This is a genomic window from Robertkochia flava (genome assembly GCF_020166515.1).
In the GTDB taxonomy this organism is placed as follows: Bacteria; Bacteroidota; Bacteroidia; order Flavobacteriales; family Flavobacteriaceae; genus Robertkochia; species Robertkochia flava.
Genome location: NZ_JAINZT010000005.1, coordinates 87,819 through 108,313, shown reverse-complemented (window position 1 = coordinate 108,313; position 20,495 = coordinate 87,819). Strand labels below are relative to the sequence as shown.

General features: G+C 46.1%; 20 protein-coding genes. 12 read left to right on the top strand and 8 right to left on the bottom strand.

Annotation, left to right across the window (positions count from 1 at the left end):
• The first annotated feature begins 80 nt into the window (after positions 1-80).
• Positions 81-1,061 carry a D-alanine--D-alanine ligase gene (locus tag K7R11_RS06960; protein ID WP_224489822.1) on the top strand — a complete coding sequence of 327 codons (981 nt, stop codon included), beginning with the start codon at positions 81-83 and terminating at the stop codon, positions 1,059-1,061.
• A 41-nt stretch (positions 1,062-1,102) separates the two neighbouring features.
• A complete protein-coding gene (gene coaD / locus K7R11_RS06955) occupies positions 1,103-1,561 on the top strand; it encodes a pantetheine-phosphate adenylyltransferase (RefSeq protein WP_224489821.1) in 459 nt (152 codons plus the stop codon).
• 50 nt (positions 1,562-1,611) lie between these two features.
• Here the strand turns inward: coaD and K7R11_RS06950 are convergent, their stop codons facing one another.
• Positions 1,612-3,204, bottom strand: a complete 1,593-nt coding sequence (locus K7R11_RS06950) for a SulP family inorganic anion transporter (RefSeq protein ID WP_224489820.1) — start codon at positions 3,202-3,204, stop codon at positions 1,612-1,614.
• 228 nt (positions 3,205-3,432) lie between these two features.
• Here K7R11_RS06950 and K7R11_RS06945 point away from each other — a divergent pair, with 228 nt between their 5' ends.
• The gene (locus K7R11_RS06945) at positions 3,433-5,136 is read left to right on the top strand and encodes a M14 family metallopeptidase (protein ID WP_224490231.1); all 1,704 of its coding nucleotides are present in this window, start codon (positions 3,433-3,435) and stop codon (positions 5,134-5,136) included.
• On the opposite strand, the gene K7R11_RS06940 is transcribed toward K7R11_RS06945, so the two are convergent.
• The gene (locus K7R11_RS06940; RefSeq protein ID WP_224489819.1) at positions 5,123-5,725 is read right to left on the bottom strand and encodes an NUDIX hydrolase; all 603 of its coding nucleotides are present in this window, start codon (positions 5,723-5,725) and stop codon (positions 5,123-5,125) included. The genes K7R11_RS06945 and K7R11_RS06940 overlap by 14 nt on opposite strands.
• Before the next feature lie 7 nt (positions 5,726-5,732).
• Between K7R11_RS06940 and pyrE the strand changes: the two genes are divergently transcribed.
• On the top strand, positions 5,733-6,371 hold the full coding sequence (gene pyrE, locus K7R11_RS06935; RefSeq protein ID WP_224489818.1) for an orotate phosphoribosyltransferase: 639 nt from the start codon (positions 5,733-5,735) through the stop codon (positions 6,369-6,371).
• Between the two features lie 9 nt (positions 6,372-6,380).
• Complete coding sequence (locus K7R11_RS06930; protein ID WP_224489817.1) at positions 6,381-6,773, top strand: SRPBCC family protein; 393 nt, start codon at positions 6,381-6,383, stop codon at positions 6,771-6,773.
• A gap of 108 nt (positions 6,774-6,881) precedes the next feature.
• Here K7R11_RS06930 and K7R11_RS06925 read toward each other — a convergent pair whose 3' ends face one another.
• The gene (locus K7R11_RS06925) at positions 6,882-7,613 is read right to left on the bottom strand and encodes a biotin--[acetyl-CoA-carboxylase] ligase (RefSeq protein ID WP_224489816.1); all 732 of its coding nucleotides are present in this window, start codon (positions 7,611-7,613) and stop codon (positions 6,882-6,884) included.
• 94 nt (positions 7,614-7,707) lie between these two features.
• On the opposite strand from K7R11_RS06925, the gene rsfS reads away from it, so the two are divergent.
• The 6 genes from rsfS (at position 7,708) to K7R11_RS06895 (ending at position 12,541) form a co-directional block, all read left to right on the top strand.
• A complete protein-coding gene (gene rsfS / locus K7R11_RS06920) occupies positions 7,708-8,076 on the top strand; it encodes a ribosome silencing factor (protein WP_224489815.1) in 369 nt (122 codons plus the stop codon).
• Between the two features lie 24 nt (positions 8,077-8,100).
• Positions 8,101-10,074, top strand: coding sequence for an ATP-dependent zinc metalloprotease FtsH (ftsH, locus tag K7R11_RS06915; protein ID WP_224489814.1), 1,974 nt, complete (start codon positions 8,101-8,103; stop codon positions 10,072-10,074).
• Positions 10,075-10,185: 111 nt separating this feature from the next.
• Positions 10,186-10,794 (top strand): LUD domain-containing protein, encoded by a 609-nt coding sequence (locus K7R11_RS06910; RefSeq protein ID WP_224489813.1) that lies wholly within the window; start codon positions 10,186-10,188, stop codon positions 10,792-10,794.
• Between the two features lies 1 nt (position 10,795).
• Positions 10,796-11,611 (top strand): phosphatidate cytidylyltransferase, encoded by an 816-nt coding sequence (locus K7R11_RS06905; protein ID WP_224489812.1) that lies wholly within the window; start codon positions 10,796-10,798, stop codon positions 11,609-11,611.
• Positions 11,601-12,251, top strand: coding sequence for a phosphatidylserine decarboxylase family protein (locus K7R11_RS06900; RefSeq protein WP_224489811.1), 651 nt, complete (start codon positions 11,601-11,603; stop codon positions 12,249-12,251). The genes K7R11_RS06905 and K7R11_RS06900 overlap by 11 nt, the downstream gene beginning before the upstream one ends.
• Before the next feature lie 2 nt (positions 12,252-12,253).
• Positions 12,254-12,541, top strand: coding sequence for an acyl-CoA-binding protein (locus tag K7R11_RS06895; protein ID WP_224489810.1), 288 nt, complete (start codon positions 12,254-12,256; stop codon positions 12,539-12,541).
• 65 nt (positions 12,542-12,606) lie between these two features.
• Here K7R11_RS06895 and K7R11_RS06890 read toward each other — a convergent pair whose 3' ends face one another.
• Positions 12,607-15,240: a valine--tRNA ligase gene (locus K7R11_RS06890; RefSeq protein ID WP_224489809.1), complete on the bottom strand. Its 2,634-nt coding sequence runs from the start codon at positions 15,238-15,240 to the stop codon at positions 12,607-12,609.
• Positions 15,241-15,369: 129 nt separating this feature from the next.
• Between K7R11_RS06890 and K7R11_RS06885 the strand changes: the two genes are divergently transcribed.
• On the top strand, positions 15,370-15,756 hold the full coding sequence (locus tag K7R11_RS06885) for a DUF1573 domain-containing protein (RefSeq protein WP_224489808.1): 387 nt from the start codon (positions 15,370-15,372) through the stop codon (positions 15,754-15,756).
• A 184-nt stretch (positions 15,757-15,940) separates the two neighbouring features.
• Here the strand turns inward: K7R11_RS06885 and K7R11_RS06880 are convergent, their stop codons facing one another.
• The 4 genes from K7R11_RS06880 to K7R11_RS06865 form a co-directional block, all read right to left on the bottom strand.
• Positions 15,941-17,134, bottom strand: a complete 1,194-nt coding sequence (locus K7R11_RS06880; RefSeq protein ID WP_224489807.1) for a M14 family metallopeptidase — start codon at positions 17,132-17,134, stop codon at positions 15,941-15,943.
• Entirely contained in the window at positions 17,124-18,968 is a 1,845-nt protein-coding gene (locus tag K7R11_RS06875; protein WP_224489806.1) for a CBS domain-containing protein, read from the bottom strand. Before K7R11_RS06875 ends, K7R11_RS06880 begins: the two co-directional genes overlap by 11 nt.
• A gap of 88 nt (positions 18,969-19,056) precedes the next feature.
• On the bottom strand, positions 19,057-19,323 hold the full coding sequence (locus K7R11_RS15125) for a PDZ domain-containing protein (protein WP_410528196.1): 267 nt from the start codon (positions 19,321-19,323) through the stop codon (positions 19,057-19,059).
• A 27-nt stretch (positions 19,324-19,350) separates the two neighbouring features.
• Positions 19,351-20,394, bottom strand: a complete 1,044-nt coding sequence (locus tag K7R11_RS06865; RefSeq protein WP_224489800.1) for a retropepsin-like aspartic protease — start codon at positions 20,392-20,394, stop codon at positions 19,351-19,353.
• Positions 20,395-20,495 lie beyond the last annotated feature (101 nt).

Here is a 20,495-nt window from a genome sequence, read left to right as displayed (position 1 = left end):
AGAATTACCGTACATCGGGTTTTTAAATATTGTGCAATTAATAATACATTTGAATAACGAATAAAACATAAAATCGGTATATGACCAAAAAGAACATTGGGGTGATCATGGGGGGATACACTTCAGAATTCCAAATCTCCCTGAAGAGCGGACAAGTGGTCTGCGATACCCTCAATAAGGAGCACTACCGGGTATTTCCTTTACACCTGCTAAAGGACAAGTGGACCGGATTTCTTGAAGACGGAACAGAACTCGACATTGACCGCTCCGATTTTTCCCTGAATGCGGAGGGTGAAAAGATCACCTTTGACTGTATTTTCAATGCCATTCACGGCAGTCCCGGGGAGAACGGTTACATCCAGGCCTACCTGGAATTACTGGGCATTCCGCAAACATCCTGCGGTATGTATCAGTCTGCCCTTACCTATAACAAAAGAGATTGCCTCTCGGTACTGCGATCCTATGGCATCAAAACCGCCGGGTATTATTACCTCAACCTGGGAGACCCTATAGATACAGAAGCTATCATTGAGAAAGTGGGCTTACCATGTTTTGTTAAGGCCAACAAGGCAGGGTCCAGTTTCGGGATCTCAAAGGTATCGGATAAGAACGATCTGCTCAAGGCTATCGAAGTCTCCTTCAGGGAAGACGACGAGATCCTGATCGAGTCATTTCTGGAAGGCACAGAAGTTTCAGTAGGAGTTATTACCTATCGGGGAGAAGTTAAAGTAATGCCCGTAACAGAGATCGTTACAGAAAATGATTTCTTTGATTACGAGGCAAAATACCAAGGAAAATCCCAGGAGATCACTCCTGCCAGGATCAGCCATGAGGAAGAGGCCCGCGTAAAAGAGGTGGCAGAGCGTGTTTACCGGATTCTCCGGATGAAAGGCTTCAGCCGCAGCGAGTTTATTTTCGTAAACGGAGAACCGCACCTGTTGGAGATAAATACCGTTCCGGGACTCACCCGGGAAAGCATTCTCCCTCAACAAGCCAGGGTGGAAGGGATCAGCCTCAGCGATCTTTTTGAAAGTGCTATCGAAGAGGCCCTTCGGGGATAGCCTTTAAATTTGTTATCTTTAAGAAAAATCGATCTGAACATATGCGACGAGCCATATTCCCGGGATCCTTTGACCCGATCACTCTTGGACATTATGACATCATCACCCGGGGGGTTACCCTCTTTGATGAACTCATCATTGCCATAGGTATCAACGCCGAGAAAAAATATATGTTTTCTCTCGAGGAACGCAAACGATTCGTGGAAGAGGCTTTCGCCCATGAAAAGCGGATCAGGGTCATGACCTACCAGGGATTAACGGTAGATTTTTGTAAAGCCGTTGATGCAGAATTCATTCTGCGCGGATTGAGAAATCCGGCAGATTTTGAATTCGAAAAGGCCATCGCCCATACCAACCGTAAGCTCAGCGAGATCGAAACAGTATTTCTGCTGACCTCTTCGGGAAAAAGCTACATTTCCTCCTCCATTGTAAGAGATGTCATTCGAAACGGAGGGGATTACACCGGCCTGGTGCCCGATACCGTGCGCTGGAAAGAATAAGAGCTACTAGAAACAAAAAAGGCTGCCTTTCGGGCAGCCTTTATATTTTGCTATTTCATGACATTGGCCATGACGTGGTAACGCGGATCATCCACATCCTCCTCGATAACCTGGGCTAACTTTGGTGAAGCCTTGATCATTAATCGCTGACATTCTTCACTGAGGTGTTTTATCCTCACCTTCTTGCCCAGCGCCTCGTATTTTTCAACCAGGTTGAACAGGGCCTCCAGGGCAGAATGGTCGGCCACCTTGGATTCGATAAAATCGATCTCCACATGGTCAGGATCATTCTTTACATCAAATTTATTATTAAAGGCCTGAATACTTCCAAAGAACAGCGGCCCCCATATCTCATAAACCTTGGTACCGTCCTCACGAAGGTACTTCCTGGCACGGATACGCTTTGCATTTTCCCAGGCAAAAACCAGGGCAGAAATGATCACCCCTGCGATAACGGCTATGGCAAGATCAAAGAACACGGTAAGCGAGGAAACCGCGATAAGTACGATAGCATCGCTTTTAGGGATCTTATTGAGTATCCTGAAGCTACTCCAGGCAAAAGTTCCGATAACCACCATAAACATCACCCCTACCAAAGCGGCAATAGGTACTTGTTCAATGAGCCCGCTTGCAAACAGGATAAAAAACAAGAGTGTCACCGCGGCTACCACCCCGGAAAGCCGGGTGCGCCCACCTCCTTTGATGTTGATAATAGACTGTCCGATCATGGCACAACCACCCATACCTCCAAAAAGTCCGGTGATGATGTTCGCTCCTCCCTGGGCCATACATTCCCGGTTGGAGTTCCCGCGGGTCTCGGTAAGTTCGTCAACAAGATTCAGGGTCATCAGCGATTCTATCAATCCGATAGCTGCCAGAATAACCGCATAAGGACCAATAAATCTGAGGGTTTCCATGTTCATGGGCACCTTACTGAAGATATCCGCCTGGAACTGTGGCAGGCCTCCCTTGAGTCCTTCTCCTCCTCCGTCACGAATAAAGGAACCAACGGTAGCCACATCGAGTTTCCCGAAGATCACGATGGCCGATACCACGAGAATAGCGAGAAGAGCCTCCGGTAATTTCTTATTGAGCTTAGGCAGCCCCCACATGATGAGCATGGTAAGCCCCACAAGGCCCAGCATCATCCAAAGGTCGGCTCCCTGCATCCAGACCCGGTCTCCGTTTACCACATGTTTAAACATACCTAATTGAGACAGAAATATAACGATGGCAAGACCATTAACAAACCCCATCATTACCGGATGCGGAATGAGTCTCACAAATTTTCCCAGCTTAAAGATTCCGGCCAGCATTTGGATGATCCCCATTAGAATCACGGTGGCGAAAAGGTAGTACAACCCCAGGTTCTCTCCTTCTGCGCCCATGGCATTTCCCTGCGCTACAAGGGTTACCATAACCACAGCCAGCGCTCCGGTAGCTCCCGAGATCATGCCGGGCCTTCCACCAAAGACAGACGTGATCAAACCGATCATGAATGCAGCATAAAGTCCCACCAAGGGCGGAACTCCCGCCACAAAGGCAAATGCTACTGCCTCAGGAATAAGGGCTAGAGCCACTGTTAATCCACTAAAAATATCATCCTTGGCGTTAGCCGCCCGCTTTCTGATAAACTCTGTCATTGATGCCTGAATTTTGAGCCTGCAAAACTACTTCATTTTTTTAGATGCACAAGGATTTCCCCAAGGAGATACCGCCCTGAAAACCAACAGTGTGCAATACACCTCAATTTAACAGACAGGAATCTATAGAATTTCACCCCCTCTCATATGTCTTAAAATGGCTACTTTTGAATCCAAACCCACAGAAATCGCATTACTTTGAAAACATATTGTTCGCTATTTTTTCTGATGATCACAGTTTTGACTCAGGCTCAAAACCAGGCCACTGACCTAAGCACCCGATTTGAGAACTCAGGCGGAACGGAAACACCAACCTACCAGGAGGTTATCGCCTATTACCAGTTACTGGCCGATACCTTTGAAGAAATCAGTATGGAAGAAAAAGGCCTCACCGACAGCGGTTATCCCCTGCATCTTGTAAAGTACGATGCAGCTAGTCGAAAGGAGGATGCAACCGCCCCTTTGGTAATGCTTATCAATAATGGCATTCACCCGGGAGAACCCGATGGTATCGATGCCACGATGATGCTCTTCAGAGATCTGGCCACAGGCAAAATAACTGCTCCCGAAAATGCCATCATTGCCACCATACCGGTATATAATATCGGGGGCGCTCTGAACCGAAACAGCCATAGTCGCACCAACCAAAACGGTCCTGTCGCGTATGGCTTCAGAGGGAACGCCAGGAATTACGACCTGAACCGGGATTTTATAAAATCAGACACCAAAAACGCCAGAGCCTTTGCAGAAATTTTCCACGAGGTCCATCCGGATATTTTTATTGACAACCATGTGAGCAATGGCGCCGATTACCAGTATACCCTTACCCACCTTTTTACTCAGCACAACAAACTGGGAGGCAGTACTGGAGCGTTCCTTCACAATACCCTGCGCCCGGAACTGGAGAAAAAGCTGGCGGATGCCAAATGGGATATTACCCCCTATGTGAACGTGTTTAACGAAGTTCCTGAAAAAGGGTTCAGCCAGTTTTTTGATTCTCCCAGGTATTCCACCGGATACACCACTTTATGGAACACCCTGGGAATGATGGTGGAAACCCATATGCTTAAACCGTATAAGCCAAGGGTAGAAGGCACTTATGAACTCATGAAAGCCATGCTGGCCATCGCGGAAGAGCAACACGAGACCATCAAAAAAGTAAGGAGGCAGCGATTGGAATCCCTTATGACAACAGAGAACTATCCGATCTCCTGGTCCTTAGATACCACCAGGGGGCGGACCCTCAACTTTAAGGGTTACAAGGGAGAAATCACGACCAGCGAAGTGACCGGGCTTGACCGGTTAAAATATGACCGGAACCAACCGTTTACAAAAGAGGTCCGGTATCAGGACGAATTTGAGCCCTCAGCGACTGTGACCGTACCTGAAGCCTACCTGCTTCCCGTGGGATGGCACCAGGTTACAGAATTGCTGCGACTCAATGGTATTGAAATGGAATTATTGAAAAAAGATACGACCCTGAAAGCAGAGTCCTATAAGATCAAAGGATACAAGACCCGTACCTCAGCTTACGAAGGGCACTACCCCCATTACAGTACATCAGTGGAAAAATCAGTGGTTACCAAAACCTTTGAAGCTCATCTATACTACCTGATCCCACTCCGGCAGGAAGGTATCCGGTATCTGTTGGAGACCCTGGAGCCTGAGGCTACTGATTCTTTCTTCAACTGGAATTTCTTTGATACTATTCTCCAGCAAAAGGAAGGATTCTCTCCCTATGTCTGGGAGGATAAAGCCAAGGCAATACTGGATAACGACCCTGAGCTTGCCCAAGCCTTTGAGAAAAAACGCAGTTCAGATAAGGAGTTCAGGGAAAACTGGTACGCGCAACTGGACTGGTTACACAAACATTCTCATAATTATGAAAAAGCCCACCTGCAGTATCCTGTATACCGGGTTATGAGGCAATAACCTCCTGTTCAAAAAAACTCTTAATATTCTCGTAAGAATTCTCCAGGGCCTTGGACACCTCCTGCTCATCAAGCCAGGTAGCCACTTCTATTCCCTCATCACACTGAGGAGAAAGCGTTCCGGAATATTTGGAATGCATGAGGTACCAATGGGTTTCTTTAAGCTTGTATACCCCGTTCCTGCGAAAGATATGGTAGGTCTTTTTAAGAAAGTGATCTAATTTTAGTTTTTTTACCCCGGTCTCCTCTTCCACTTCCCTTACCGCAGCATCTGGTATGGCCTCCCCTTTATCTACCTTTCCTTTCGGCAGGTCCCATTTACCATTTCTGAAAATAAAAAGGGTCTGGCCCTCAGGATTGCGCACCAGTCCTCCTGCGGCGATGACCAGGGGTACCTTTTTAGTGAACTTTTTGAGTAGAGAAGCCTCCTCCGGATGATAGATCCTGGCCGCTTTGATCTTACCTTTTTCCAGCTGATCTATAACTTCAGCAATATCAACGGTATCCATGAGAAACAGCTTAAAATCGGTTTCTTTCGCAAGCCTGGAGGTCAAAAAAATGCGATGACCATTTACAAAAACTTCATACATTTGCATCATGATTTTAAACAAAGATACCGCTAGAAAAACAGCAGAACTTTTGTTGCAAATTAAGGCAATAAAGTTGAATCCAAAAAATCCTTTTACTTGGGCTTCAGGCTGGAAATCACCTATCTATTGCGATAACCGCATCGTTTTATCCTACCCACCTATTCGCAATTACTTCCGTGAACAGATGGCCCGGCAGATAGAGGAGCTCTATGGCACGCCTGATGCTATCGCCGGAGTGGCTACCGGTGCTATTGGAATCGGAATGCTGGTGGCAGAATACCTCAACCTTCCTTTCGTATACGTGCGCCCGGAACCTAAAAAGCACGGACGTGGAAATCAGATCGAAGGTAACCTGGATTCGGGTAAGAACGTGGTAGTGGTGGAAGATCTTATCAGTACAGGCAAGAGCAGCCTCAATGCGGTAAAGGCCCTAAAAGAGGCCGGGGTCAATGTAAAGGGAATGATTGCGATCTTTACCTATGGCTTTGAGGTGGCCGACAGCAATTTCAGGGACCAGGAGATAACCCTTCACACCCTTAGTAATTATCAGCATCTTCTGGATCAGGCCGTAGCCACGAATTATATCAGCGAAAAAGAATTACATACACTTCAAGACTGGAGAACAGCTCCGGATACTTGGAAATAAATTGAAAAGATGACAATAGACACTCCTAAAAAACTGGTGAACCGATCAAAGGAAGAGCTGTATAACTTTCTGGTTGATGTAAAGAACTTTGAAAAGCTCATGCCGGAAAATATAAGCAAATTTGAGGTGCTGGAAGAAGAGAAATTTCTCTTCGCACTTCAGGGCATGCCCGAGATCGTACTAAAGGTAAAGGAAAAACATCCGTATGAAAAAATCGTTCTGGGTGCGGCCAGCGATAAGCTTCCCTTTACCCTGACAGCCCATATTAATGAAACCGCATCAGGGAACAGTGAAGCCTCCCTGGTTTTCGACGGCGACTTTAATCCAATGATGGGGATGATGATCAAAGGACCGATAACCTCCTTCATTAACACGCTTACTGATAATATGGCGAAACTCTGATAAGAGGGAGAATAGAGAGTAGAGAGTAGAGAGTAGAATAAGATTATAAAGGGAGTCCGGTACGGAAGCGCCTTAATCTTTAGTATTTACGCTTTACTCTTTTCTTTTTTAATACAGCAGGGTAATTTCTTTTAATTCAAAGGTTTTTAGTATCTCGTCTTCCAGAAGTACTTTCAGGCGTCCGTCTTCATCGACCCCTTTAATAAAGCCCATAAAAAGATTTCCTTCGGTATCCTTAAAGGTAGAAGGCTTGTCTTTCCGGAAGAGCCGGGATTCGTACAATTCACGGATCTTTTCAAACTCCTTATTTGCCACCCAGGGCACATAATATCGTACCCGATCGGTGATCTTATACAACACTTCCTCCCTCACATAATGTGCTCCAGTGATCTTTTTCAAGGATGATGCACTCACCAACCCCTTGAATTCGGTTTGGTTCAGGTTGAGGCCTACTCCAATAATTGCAGCGGTAATTCTTCCGTTTCGAAGAATATTCTCGATAAGAATCCCCCCGACCTTATAGTTTGCTGACAAAATGTCGTTAGGCCATTTAATCTTTACCCCGGGAATTGAAAAGCTTTGCAACACGTCATATACGGCCAGGGAAATGACCATACTAATGTAAAATTGCCTATCCGTTTCCAATTGCAAGACCTTCTTATACAGGCTAAAGGTGAGGTTCTTACCCGGTTCTGCCTCCCAAACTGTCCCCATCTGCCCCCTGCCACCGGTCTGGTGATCTGCCAGCACCACCGTGTAATCTGCGGGCTGAATGCGGGCGACCAACTGTTTTAAATACGTATTGGTCGAATCAATGGCATCAAGTTTGATTAAATTCATACGGAATACTACATTTATTAAAAGGTAATCTTATGTTAATGGAGGTAGTTGAAAATTCAAAAAAATAATAACTTTGTGAAAATAACTTTTTTTAATGGTAAAAACGAGTAGTAGTGCAGATCAGTTGATCACATATATCTTAAAAGGGATTGAGGAGGTTAAAGGAAAGGATGTTACTATTTTAGATTTAAGAGAATTAGACAACACGGTTTGCGATTACTTCGTAATCTGCAACGGAACTTCAAATACGCAGGTAAAAGCCATCGTAAATTCCATCCAAAAAACAGTCAGTCGCGCGATCAAAGACAAACCCTGGCATGTGGAAGGTACCGACAATGCCGAATGGGTACTTATTGATTATGTGAACGTGGTAGTTCATGTATTTCAGAAAAACATTCGCGAATATTACGACATCGAAGGTCTTTGGGGCGACGCAAAGATGACCGCAGTCCCTATGAGTTAGAACCTATTAACTTCACTTATTTAAATGGCAAAAGAAACAAACAATACAAATCCGAAAAAACCCAGGTTCAGTTCTTACTGGATCTATGGGATCATATTACTCTTCATCATTGGGATGCAGTTATTTTCCGGTGGAAGCGGGTGGTCTACCCCTCCGGAAATTACGCCTGCCAAGATGGAGCGCTATCTTGCAGAAGGTGACATCACTAAAATTGAGATCATCACCAATACAAAAAGCGCCAAGATCTACCTTACTGAGGAAGCCCTTAAGAAAGATATTCACAAGAATGCACAGGGACAGACCCTGCTGCCCAGCGCATCTCAGGTGCCCTCGTATACTGTAAAGTTCGGGGACGCCCAGAATTTTGAGAATTCCATCAATGCGGCCCTGGAAAGCAACAGCATGCAGGACACTGTAGAGGTGAGATTCGACCAGGAATCCAACATGCTTGGGGAACTGTTACTCACCCTTCTGCCCTTTATCCTGATCATTGGGATCTGGATCTTCCTGATGCGCAGAATGTCCGGAGGTGCCACCGGCGGTGCCGGAGGTCAGATCTTCAACATCGGAAAATCGAAGGCGAGGCTCTTCGATGAAAAGACCGATATGAAGGTGACCTTTAAAGATGTAGCCGGACTGGAAGGTGCAAAAGAAGAGGTTCAGGAAATCGTCGATTTTCTTAAGAACCCTGAAAAATATACCTCCCTTGGAGGTAAGATCCCTAAGGGAGCCCTTTTGGTAGGCCCTCCAGGAACCGGTAAAACACTATTAGCCAAAGCTGTGGCTGGAGAAGCAAAGGTTCCTTTCTTTTCACTTTCCGGATCAGACTTTGTTGAAATGTTCGTAGGTGTCGGAGCCTCAAGGGTAAGAGACCTCTTCAAACAAGCCAAAGACAAATCCCCGGCCATCATCTTTATCGACGAGATCGACGCTATCGGAAGGGCCCGTGGAAAAAACAACTTCACAGGCAGTAACGACGAAAGGGAAAACACCCTTAACCAGCTCCTTACCGAAATGGACGGATTTGGCACCAACACCAATGTGATCGTGCTGGCTGCCACCAACCGCGCAGACATCCTGGACAAGGCCCTGATGCGAGCAGGTCGTTTTGACAGGCAGATCTATGTAGACCTGCCAGACGTAAGGGAGCGTAAAGAAATCTTTGATGTACACCTGCGACCTATAAAAACCTCTGAATCGCTGGACCTGGATTTCCTGGCCAAGCAAACTCCCGGTTTCTCCGGGGCAGACATCGCCAACGTATGTAACGAGGCGGCACTGATTGCTGCGAGAAAGGGTAAAAGCGCTGTAGACAAACAAGACTTCCTAGATGCGGTAGACCGTATTGTTGGAGGACTGGAGAAAAAAAATAAGATCATTACTCCCGACGAAAAGAAAACCATAGCCTATCACGAAGCCGGTCACGCCACAGTAAGCTGGCTGCTTGAACATGCTGCACCACTGGTAAAGGTCACTATTGTGCCGCGCGGTCAAAGCCTTGGTGCCGCCTGGTACCTGCCGGAGGAACGACTCATCGTGCGTCCCGAACAAATGGCAGACGAAATGTGTGCCACCATGGGAGGCCGGGCTGCAGAGAAGGTTATGTTCGATAAAATATCTACCGGAGCACTGAGTGACCTGGAGAAGGTAACCAAACAGGCCCGTGCCATGGTAACCATCTATGGCCTCAATGACCAAATCGGGAATCTCACCTACTACGATTCCACCGGTCAGTCAGACTATAACTTCTCTAAACCATACAGTGAAGAAACAGCGAAGATCATAGACAAGGAGATCTCCCGTATTATAGAAGAACAATACCTTCGAGCGATTAAGCTGCTGGAGGAAAACAAGGACAAGCTCACCACTCTTGCCGATCGCCTTCTGGAAAAGGAGGTTATTTTCAAAGACGACCTTGAGCGAATTTTCGGGAAGCGACCTTTTGAAAAAAAGGATGACTCGGAGAAAAAAGAGGAAGAGCTGCAAGAAAAGGAGTAACACAAAAAAGAGCGTAAATACAAAATTTGCGCTCTTTTTATACGTTATAGACCTATATTTTTTAATTTTATAAATGATAATTGCTAAACCTGCATTCCCCTAATATTTATAATGAACTTTCTTAAACGACTTTTTGGATCTAAGGAAAATAAAAAAAAGGACACTACCGTTGCCGGGGAGCGTGGTAAGTTCATGCCTGAGATCCAACTACCAACCGATGAGAAATTCACCATAAATTTTAAGAAGAACGGAGGCAAATTCCTGTATTGTGATTCCATGCAGGAAATCATGGAATGCTTCCACAATATTCTCGCTGAGAATTCCTGGTCTCCGGCTGATGTTTGTTGTATAGATGATACCCTGGCATCCAGATTCAGGACGTTCAATATATCCAGCAGAAAACACTGTTACGGAACCACCCTGCTTCTCACCCGCTGTGAGAACCTCGTAGCCGACAACGGCTCTATCCTGATCAGCTCCAACCAGATCAAGGAAAGTAAACTGCACGACCTGCCCGACAACTTCATTGTTTTTGCCACTACCAGTCAGCTGATTGACAACCTAGGAGAAGGGTTACACGGGATAAAGTCAAAGAATAAGGCGCAGATCCCTACCAACATCACTACCATTAAACATTTCAATAACCAGGAAGAAAAAGATTTTCTGTCTTACGGGAGTACATCAAAAAACTTATATTTGCTCTTATTGGAAGATTTATAAGATGCGAGAACTCCTCAAGCGCACCATTACAGGTGTTTTATACATTCTGCTACTGTTAGCCGCAGTTTTTTTAAGTGATGATGCCTTCGATTTTCTCTTCATGATCTTTGGAATAATCTGTTTATATGAGTTTAAAAAGATCATCAGACTTCAGGGCTATTACATTTTCATTGCCTTCCTGCTCTTGTGGTGGTTTCATATCTATCTTCTCGCCGGACTGGAAAGAAGGATCCTCATTAGCGGAATCCTGCTAACGGCAACCCTCATTGTTGACCTGATCATGATCAAAAAGCTGTATTCCACCGATCGGCCCAGTTACTCCAATGCTCAGAAATTCATGATCTCCCTCCTGTATATCGGGGGCGGATGTATCTTTCTCACCATGATTCCCTATACCAAAGGATATTTCACAAAATCCCTGATCATCGGTATTTTCATCCTGATCTGGGTAAACGACTCTTTTGCCTACCTGGTTGGGCGCAGTTTCGGGAAACACAAGCTATTCGAGCGGGTATCTCCTAAGAAAACCATAGAAGGCTTTTTGGGCGGATTTATTTTTGCAATAATTGCTTCGTATTTTTTATACCTATACAGTAATGAATTAACTTTGCTTCAATGGGCCATCCTGGCGGTAGTGGTAGTTATTGCCGGAACCCTTGGCGACCTTGTGGAGTCAAAGTTTAAGCGAATGGCCGGAGTAAAAGACAGCGGTGCCATCCTGCCGGGACACGGGGGATTGCTGGACCGATTGGACAGCCTGGTATTCGCAGCCCCTTTCGCCTATTTAACCCTTCAAATTTTCGACTATGTTTCATAAGGAAGGATATAAAATCATCATTGCCACGCTATTTGTGGTTATTGCTGGAATTCTGCTTGCACAGTTCTATATTCCCACACCCTGGCTACAGAAAACAGTCCAGGTAGTTTTCCTGATCCTGCTGATTACCATCCTCCAGTTTTTCCGCAACCCAAAGCGGATAGCCACCCTTAATGACACCCACGTGATCGCTCCGGTAGACGGAAAGGTCGTGGTTATCGAAGAGGTTTATGAAAAGGAATATTTTAAGGACCAGCGCATGCAGGTATCCATATTTATGTCGCCGGTTAATGTTCACGTCACCCGCTATGCCATTGGAGGAACGGTGAATTTCAGCAAATACCACCCCGGAAAATACCTGGTGGCATGGCACCCAAAGGCTTCCGAAGAAAACGAACGCACAACCATAGTGGTAGAGAATCCGCATTTTGGAGAAGTACTTTACCGGCAGATCGCAGGAGCGCTGGCTAAGCGTATCGTAAACTATGCAAAGGAAGGCATGCAAGTTATACAAGGAGAGGATGCCGGGTTTATTAAGTTCGGCTCCCGGGTAGACCTGTTTCTGCCACTCGATGCCGAGATCCATGTAAGCCTTAATCAAAAAGTAAAGGGCGGAATTGATATCATCGCAAGTAAATAAGAATGAAAAAGAAGGAGCTTGACAAGGAATTTGAACAAGCGGTGGAATTCATGAACAATTATCACGATCCGCTGCCTGCCGATCTCTTGTTACGCCTTTACGCCTATTATAAAAAAGCCACCCGGAGCGAGGCGCCACCGGGAAGCAGGCGCGCCATCATTAATGCCTTCAAGACCAATGCCCTGTTCCAGGCGGGCCAGATCAGCGAAAAAAAGGCAAAGCAACTATACATTGAGCTGGTGCAAACTTATTTTAGCGACACCTATCCCGATCATCCGGAAACAAAATAAAAAACCCACTTTCTTAAAGTGGGTTTTTTATTTGAACTAACCTGCCGGATCGCAGGTTTGGGATACTATTTTAAGGAGGCAAGACTCTCCTTTATCGTCTCTATCTTGGCAAGGGCATCGGCCTCTTTTTTCTTCTCCATAGCCACCACCTGATCCGGGGCGTTATTTACAAATCGCTCATTAGAAAGTTTCTTCTGTACGCTCTTGAGGAACCCTTCGGTATACTTTAATTCCTCTTCCAGCTTTTCGATCTCTTCCTCTACATTCACCGCTCCTGTTACCGGTATAAAATACTCATTGGAACGCACCCTGAAGGATAATGCCCCTTCCGGTTTTTCATCTGTATAGGTAAGCGCATCTACATTCCCAAGCTTGCGAATGATGGCATCGAGAGCCTTTCCGGCATTCTCGTTATTCAGCACCTTAAGATCGATCGCATTTTTAAAGGCTATATTCTTTTCCTTTCGGATGGTTCGTATTCCGGAAATTACTTCTGCTGCCAATTCGAAATCAGCAATAAGCTTTTCGTCACCGGCTTCAGCCTCCGGCCATGGAGAAATAATAAGCGCCTCTTCCGGAGTTCTCACCTTCATATGCTGCCAGATCTCCTCCGTGAGAAAAGGCATAAAGGGATGAAGCACTTTAAGGTTATCCTCGAACAAGGCAATGACCTCATTAAAAGTTTTAATATCTATTGGCTGCTGATATGCAGGCTTCACCATTTCAAGAAGCCAGGAACAGAAATCATCCCAGATAAGCTTGTAGGTCGCCATCAGGGCATCAGATATCCTGTACTTGTCGAACTGATCCTCAATATTCTTAAGCGTCAGGCTGAATTTACTTTTATACCAGGCTATGGCTCTTTCTGCAGCCTCCGGTTGCTCAAGGGCATCGTTAACCTCCCAGCTCTTAACCAAACGGAAGGCATTCCAGATCTTATTGGCAAATCCCTTCCCCTGCTGGCAGAGTGCCTCATCGAACAACAGGTCATTACCTGCCGCCGAACTCAGTAAAAGCCCTACCCGAACTCCGTCTGCACCATACTCCTTAATGAGTCCGAGGGCATCCGGAGAGTTCCCGAGGGATTTAGACATCTTACGCCTTTGCTTGTCCCTTACCAACCCGGTGAGATAGATATTAGTAAAAGGCTTCTCCCCCCTGAATTCATATCCGGCAATGATCATCCTGGCCACCCAGAAGAACAGGATGTCCGGACCGGTAACCAGGTCGTTGGTCGGATAGTAATACTTTATCTCTTCATTTTCAGGCTCAAGAATACCTCCGAAGACACTCATCGGCCATAACCAGGCTGAGAACCAGGTATCCAGGGAATCTTCCTCCTGTTTAAGATCGGCAGCAGAAAGATGTTCATTTCCAGTTATCTTCCGGGCCTTCTCAAGTGCCTCCTCCTCATGTTCTGCAACTACAAAATCTTCTTTCCCTTCTCCGTAATACCATGCAGGGATCTGGTGCCCCCACCACAGCTGTCTGGATATATTCCAGTCGCGGATGTTTTCCATCCAGTGCCTGTAAGTGTTTTCAAATTTCTTTGGAAAGAGTTTGATCTCTTCATCTTCCAGCACCGCCTTTATAGCAGGCTTTACCAACTCTTCCATTTTCAGGAACCACTGATCAGACAACCTCGGCTCGATGACCGCTTTGGTCCGCTCGGAGGTCCCTACTTTATTAATATGATTTTCTGTTTTAACCAGGTATCCCTTTTCCTCCAGTTCTTTGGAGATGGCCTTACGCACGGCAAAACGGTCTAAACCTTCATAATGCAGGCCGTGGGCATTCAGCGTGGCATCATCGTTAAAAATATCGACAACCTCCAGGCCGTGCTTGTCCCCAAGCATTTTATCGTTCTCATCGTGTGCAGGAGTTACCTTCAGGCACCCGGTACCAAACTCCACATCCACATATTCATCTTCGATGATCGGTATCGCCCTGTTTGCCAGCGGCACTATAGCTTTCTTCCCTTTAAGGTGACGGTAACGCTCATCCTCAGGGTTAATACAAATGGCAGTATCTCCGAGAATGGTCTCAGGACGGGTGGTGGCAATGGTCACCTTTTCGTCACTTCCTTCAATAGGATACTCCAGGTAATACAACAAGCCCTGACGCTCCTCATAGATGACCTCCTCATCAGAAAGGGTGGTTTTCGCCTCAGGATCCCAGTTCACCATCCGGTGTCCTTTATAGATCAGGCCTTTATTGTAAAGATCCACGAAAACCCGGATCACCGAGGCCGACATATCGTCATCCATGGTGAATTTGGTTCGGTCCCAATCACAGGAACACCCCAGTTTTTTAAGCTGCTCCAGGATCACCCCCCCATACTCTTCTGTCCATTCCCAGGCATGCTCCAGGAACTCCTCCCTGCTAAGATCACTTTTTTCAATGCCCCGGGCCTTGAGTTTGGCCACTACCTTTGCCTCTGTTGCTATGGAAGCATGATCGGTGCCCGGCACCCAGCAAGCGTTAAACCCTTTTAAACGAGCCCTTCTGATGAGAACATCCTGTATGGTATTGTTAAGCATATGTCCCATATGCAACACCCCGGTAACGTTTGGCGGAGGAATTACGATCGTATAAGGATCTCTCCCATCGGGAACCGAACGAAAGTAACGGTTCTGCATCCAGTAATCATACCATTTACCTTCAATGGTATTGGCCTCGTATTTAGAAGGAATATTCATCTTGAGAAACTCAGTTTTGGCATTAAAGTTGCAAAAGTAGCCATAAGAACAGGATTTTAAAAGAAAAGATTAAATTTTGAAGACTGTACAAAATCAATTACATTTACCTTTCACTTAAATCTTATAATGATGAAAAAATTACTAATGCTTTTATTTGTGGGATTCACCTGCCTCGGTGTTTCAGCACAGGAAAAAGTAGCCAAGATCGAATTCAAAAGCGATGTTATCGATTACGGTGAGATCGCTCGTGGCAGCGATGGAGTTCGTGTTTTCGAATTCACCAATACAGGAAATGCACCTCTTATTATTTCTAAAGTAACTTCATCCTGCGGATGCACCATTCCAAAGAAACCGGAAGAACCCGTTATGCCCGGACAAACAGGGCAGATCGAGGTAAAATATGACACTCAAAGGGTAGGACACATCAGAAAGACCATTATGGTTACATCGAATGCCGACACCCCGAAAGTGCCACTTAAGATCAAGGGCCAGGTATTGCCTGACTCTGGCAAATAAGCCATTTCAATGTAAAATTTTAAAGGCCTGAGTAATCAGGCCTTTTTTTATGGATTCTCCTTCCGCGCTTTTACTTCTTTTTTCAATGAAAAATTCATTTCTTATATACAGCGCCCGGGGCGGTACAAGCCGTTTAAAAAAGATAATGACAAAGGACCATCCCGCAATTAAAAAATGACTTCTTTCAGGGACGTGAATATCGAAGGGGGTAGCGTTCTTTTCTTGCAATGCGTTCCCGGTTATAGACCAGCAAATGGTCCTCATCTTCCACCACTTCCCGGTATCCCAGAAAATGAAACACAGACTTAGCCATGAAGCTCGCTGTTTTAAGATCAACTCTGAGCCCCTGTTTCTCCCCATCGATCCAGGAAACCCCTGGCAACCATGCAAGCACTGCATCCAGACGCAATAACCGGAACAGCGCCGAGAGACCTAATACCCAGGATGGAATTCTGCGCACAAAGAAAAAACCATCTTCTCCTTGTTGCTGATACAAAGGCATAAATATAACCCTGTCCTTTCCTGCTCTGATCACCTTTCCATTGCTTTCTGCCAATTCCCGGCCTTTTTTCACCGGCTGAAAATTACGGAACCCCGGACGCATGGTGAATTGTTCTCCCTCCTGAATACCATAGCGGTAAATGACCTCATAAAAATGCCTGCGCCCCAGGGTTAAGCGCTGCAGGCGTTCTTTATGCAGGGCAAGAGTGCGCTCCTCCAAAACAGCGATCTTCGCAACGTCAAGAACGAGGTATAAAAAGCTCTCCGCATTGCAAACGGCCTGTTCATCATCATGCCTACCGGCCTCGAAGCCGAGGCTCACAAACCCCATCTGATTGATAAAACTCAGAAGTGCCCCATGAAGGTATTCCTCGATACCCAAAACCACCGGCACCGGAAACACCTTGGTAAATCTCCTGTTGATGAGGGCATCATCGATGGTTATAAAAGGAATGGAAGCAGCAGAGGTGGTATGCACATCGATAAAATACAGCGGACCCAGGACCTGCTTTCGGATATCGGATATGATACCCAGGATTTCCTTGCGGTCCCGGTTTTCCGAAATCCGCTTTTGCTTCGCCGCGTTTAGGGAAGTCATGTTCCTTGACCACACCCGGTTCAGGTCCATATCAATAAAGCGCTGATCGTTGATCAGTGCAGGGATATTACCTGTTAAAACGTAGAGTGACCCTTTGAGCATACCCTTTTTCAGAAAAGGCATCATGCGCTGCACAGCCTTTATTCCGGCCTTTTCATTTCCATGAATACCGCAGAAAACAACTACGCAAGGGGCCTCGGTACCTGCATAATGCTCGAAGAGTATCCTGCTTACATCAATTTCTGTTCTTTTCCTGGAAGATGGGGTATCAGACATCATTCTTTGTTATTATTCCTATCAGGTATTCATCCTGCACAACTGGCAAACTTCCTATTTTATGCCTGGAAAGCATCTCCCTGGCTTCAAGAATATTCTGGTCCGGGGCAATGGTTATCACCACCTTATTCATGATCTCAGCCACGGTAAGCTCTTTGAGGTCTTCGCTCCTTTTCTCCAGATCTGTGGAAGTTACAATTCCCTTCAACAGGCCTTTTTCATCAATAACAGGCATATGATGAATACCCCGCCAGAGCATGAGTTGCCCTATAAATCCGGCATTGTCATCCACCCTTGCAGTTTCTACATTGCGGTTCATATACTGGTGAACACATTTATCCGATTCCAGCCGGATATCAACATCTTCTTTAAGAACACGCCATGCAGAAACGGGAATCTCCCTTTGCTGGTAGGTATAAATTGCTGCAGTAAGCGCCCTGCAGGCATCTGTTTTCTTCATCTGGGTTCGCAAGGCCCTAAAGCTCTTTCTCATCCATCGGCTCGCGTTCTGATGGTCAATACGGTTTTCAATAACACCCAGAAAATAGGAAACCTCCTCCCTGTCGACTCCGGAATCCAGAAGTCCGCGATAGGCAATCGGAAGCAGTTCTTCCTTCAGTAATCGGTCGGCAGGGATAAGCTCACCCCCCCAATAGAACCCGGCTCCCATCCCATAACGGGCAGCCATAAGAAAGTTATTTTTTACATCCTTAAAATCATGTGTTGAATGCAGGTTATCATAGGCCCCTGGCCTCCCTTTCATAAGCCCCACCCAGAACGCCATATTCGCCACCTCGTCGGTGAGGGTTGGCCCTGCAGGGATATAGCGATTTTCAATGCGAAGATGCGGCTTCCCATTAGTCACCCCGTAACAGGCCCTGTTCCACCGGTAGATCGTTCCGTTATGCAATCCCAGCGCCTTAAGTCCAGGAACTTCTCCCCTGGCCAGAATATCGTCGCTAGGCTCCTGAAAATCTGAAGTCAGCAGACTCCGAAATCGCAGCACTTCCTGCTTGAAGAGATCAGCCACGTTAGAAGGCGCCCATTGATCCCCAAAACTCACCCTTGACTCTCTTTCATTGAGCTGGAAAGAACTCGCCCGGGTATCGATACTTTGAGAAAAAAGAGCAATCCGGGTTTCATCCCACAGTTCTTTCCCGAGTAACAGGGGAGAGTTGGCACAAATACTCAATACCGGTCCGGAGATCATTTGAGCCCAGTTATAACTTTTAATAAAATCATCGGCCCCAATTTGCAAATGACTCTGAAAGCTGGTATTACACCCTTCAAAGAGCACTGAATCATGTTTTAGCGACACCTCATCGACCCCTTTAATGTGCAGGTCAAACTCCCTGCCCCTTAATTCTCTCATAAGATTATTCAGGGCGTAATACCGGTCTACTGGGGCCATATACTCTGCCCGGAGATGTTTAAGACCTATGGTTGGTAGAATGCCGGTTAACACGGTTCGAACCCCGAGCGCTGCCCCTTTTTGCTCAAGCAGGTGCAGGTCGCTTTTCAACTGATTGTACACAGAGCGAAAGCAATGCCCCCCAAGTTGGAGGGGGTCAAGGTTGATCTCCAGATTATACCTGGTGATTTCTGTGGTAAACCTTTCTTCTGCTGCCAGCTCAAGAAGTTCCATGGCCATGGGAGCCGGATACCAATTGCGATCGATAAGGCACAACTCCTGCTCGGCCCCAATTCGGGCAATCCCTTCTTCGATAAGTCCTTCCCGGCACATGATCTCCAGGGCCCGAATATCGGCCAGCAGGTGCTCGTTATACAACCTCCGCTCATCAACAGAGTCTATCTTTCGTACGATTTTTATTCCCATGATCGCGAAATATGCATGGAATTTAGTCGAATAACCGATAAAAATTCATGATAAATATCACCTGGCAAGCACTTTGACCGGAGATGAATTACAACACCTTTTTAAGCTTAAAGGCGAACTTAAGTTGCGACCCGTTCCTGTCTACCACCAAGTGAAGAGTTTTTCCAGGCTTTTGATTGAGCATTTCCTTTACCTCCTGAATATTGTAACGGTGCGTAGCTTTGCCGTTAACACTGAGAATCACATCTCCTTCCTGGAGTCCAACCTCCTTGGCAGGGCTGTCTTCCCTGAGGGTTGCAATCTCCAGGGCTGGTTTTAATTCGAGTGAAAGGGCACGACGGGTACTGAAGGTTATTCCTCCGGACGCATCGTCGGCGGTTTGCTAGAATATACTCCCAAGGTCTGCGGCGCTGGATTCGGCCACTACCCTGAATCCGTTATGTTCCAGTTCAATTCCACTCATATTGTAATGAAACGGCGCCCGGAAGTTCCCGTTCTTAGCCAGGGTGATCCGTTCATAAGGATAATCAATAATCAGGTTGAACCGTTTGAGAATCTCGGATCCCAGGCTTCCGTTTCGCGCGCCTTTAAAAGTGATATTCCGCACCGAACTGGAATCCGGAAAAGCGACTTTTGCATCTTCCAGTTCAAAATTACCAATGTTAAAACTTTTCAGTTTAGATCGTTTCCCGTAAACATCCCCGCTGAGCCCCCGGCCCATATAATCATCGAAATGCTTTTCCGGGACTTCTATCCCCTGATCCTCATCTTCAAACAGCCACACAGCATCTGTGCTTCCGCTATCCACCAGCAGATAGACCGGCCTGGTCTCATTTTCCCCAAAGGCTACCCTGGCATTCATAAACGGCTTGTTACCCACAATATCGAGGCGGTAGGTTTCGCATTTCCCGCAACGTTTATAGGTATAGCTCTCAGGATCGTGAAATCGAATTTTTTTGCGATTGTATTTCACTTCCACAATAAAATTTTTCAAAAGGTCATATCCTATGATGCCATGTACGGGAAAACCCAATCTTGGAGAAAAATTAATATTGCTGTCTGTAATCATATACAGCTCCTGGTTCGTATTGAAAAGGTCATCCATCCGGAAGGTATTCCCTCTTGAACGTATCGCCTTAACCGGTTGCCCGTCTCCAAGCCCTTTAAGCTCGATTTCTTCGTAATTGTAGAGTTCAGGAGCATCTTCCCCGGTGAGATTGAACAGTATGGGCTTACTCACTCCGGTATCCAGAATAAAGGACAATTCGACCCCATTTACCTCAATAGGGAGAATGATCAGATTGTTGATAAACTTAAAACGGATGGTTTCATAGTCTTTACCGGCCTTCAGATGGTATCCGTTCTGAGCCCGGAGCGGAACCAAGGCAAGTGCAAAAAATGCCCATATGAATACGACATATTTCAAAATTGAAGTGATTAGATTGATGAATTCTCTTAAAGTTAATAATTTCAGGCATTTAACACCAGTCTTTTAACATTCTTTAACCGGGGTATATTTCGGGTGAC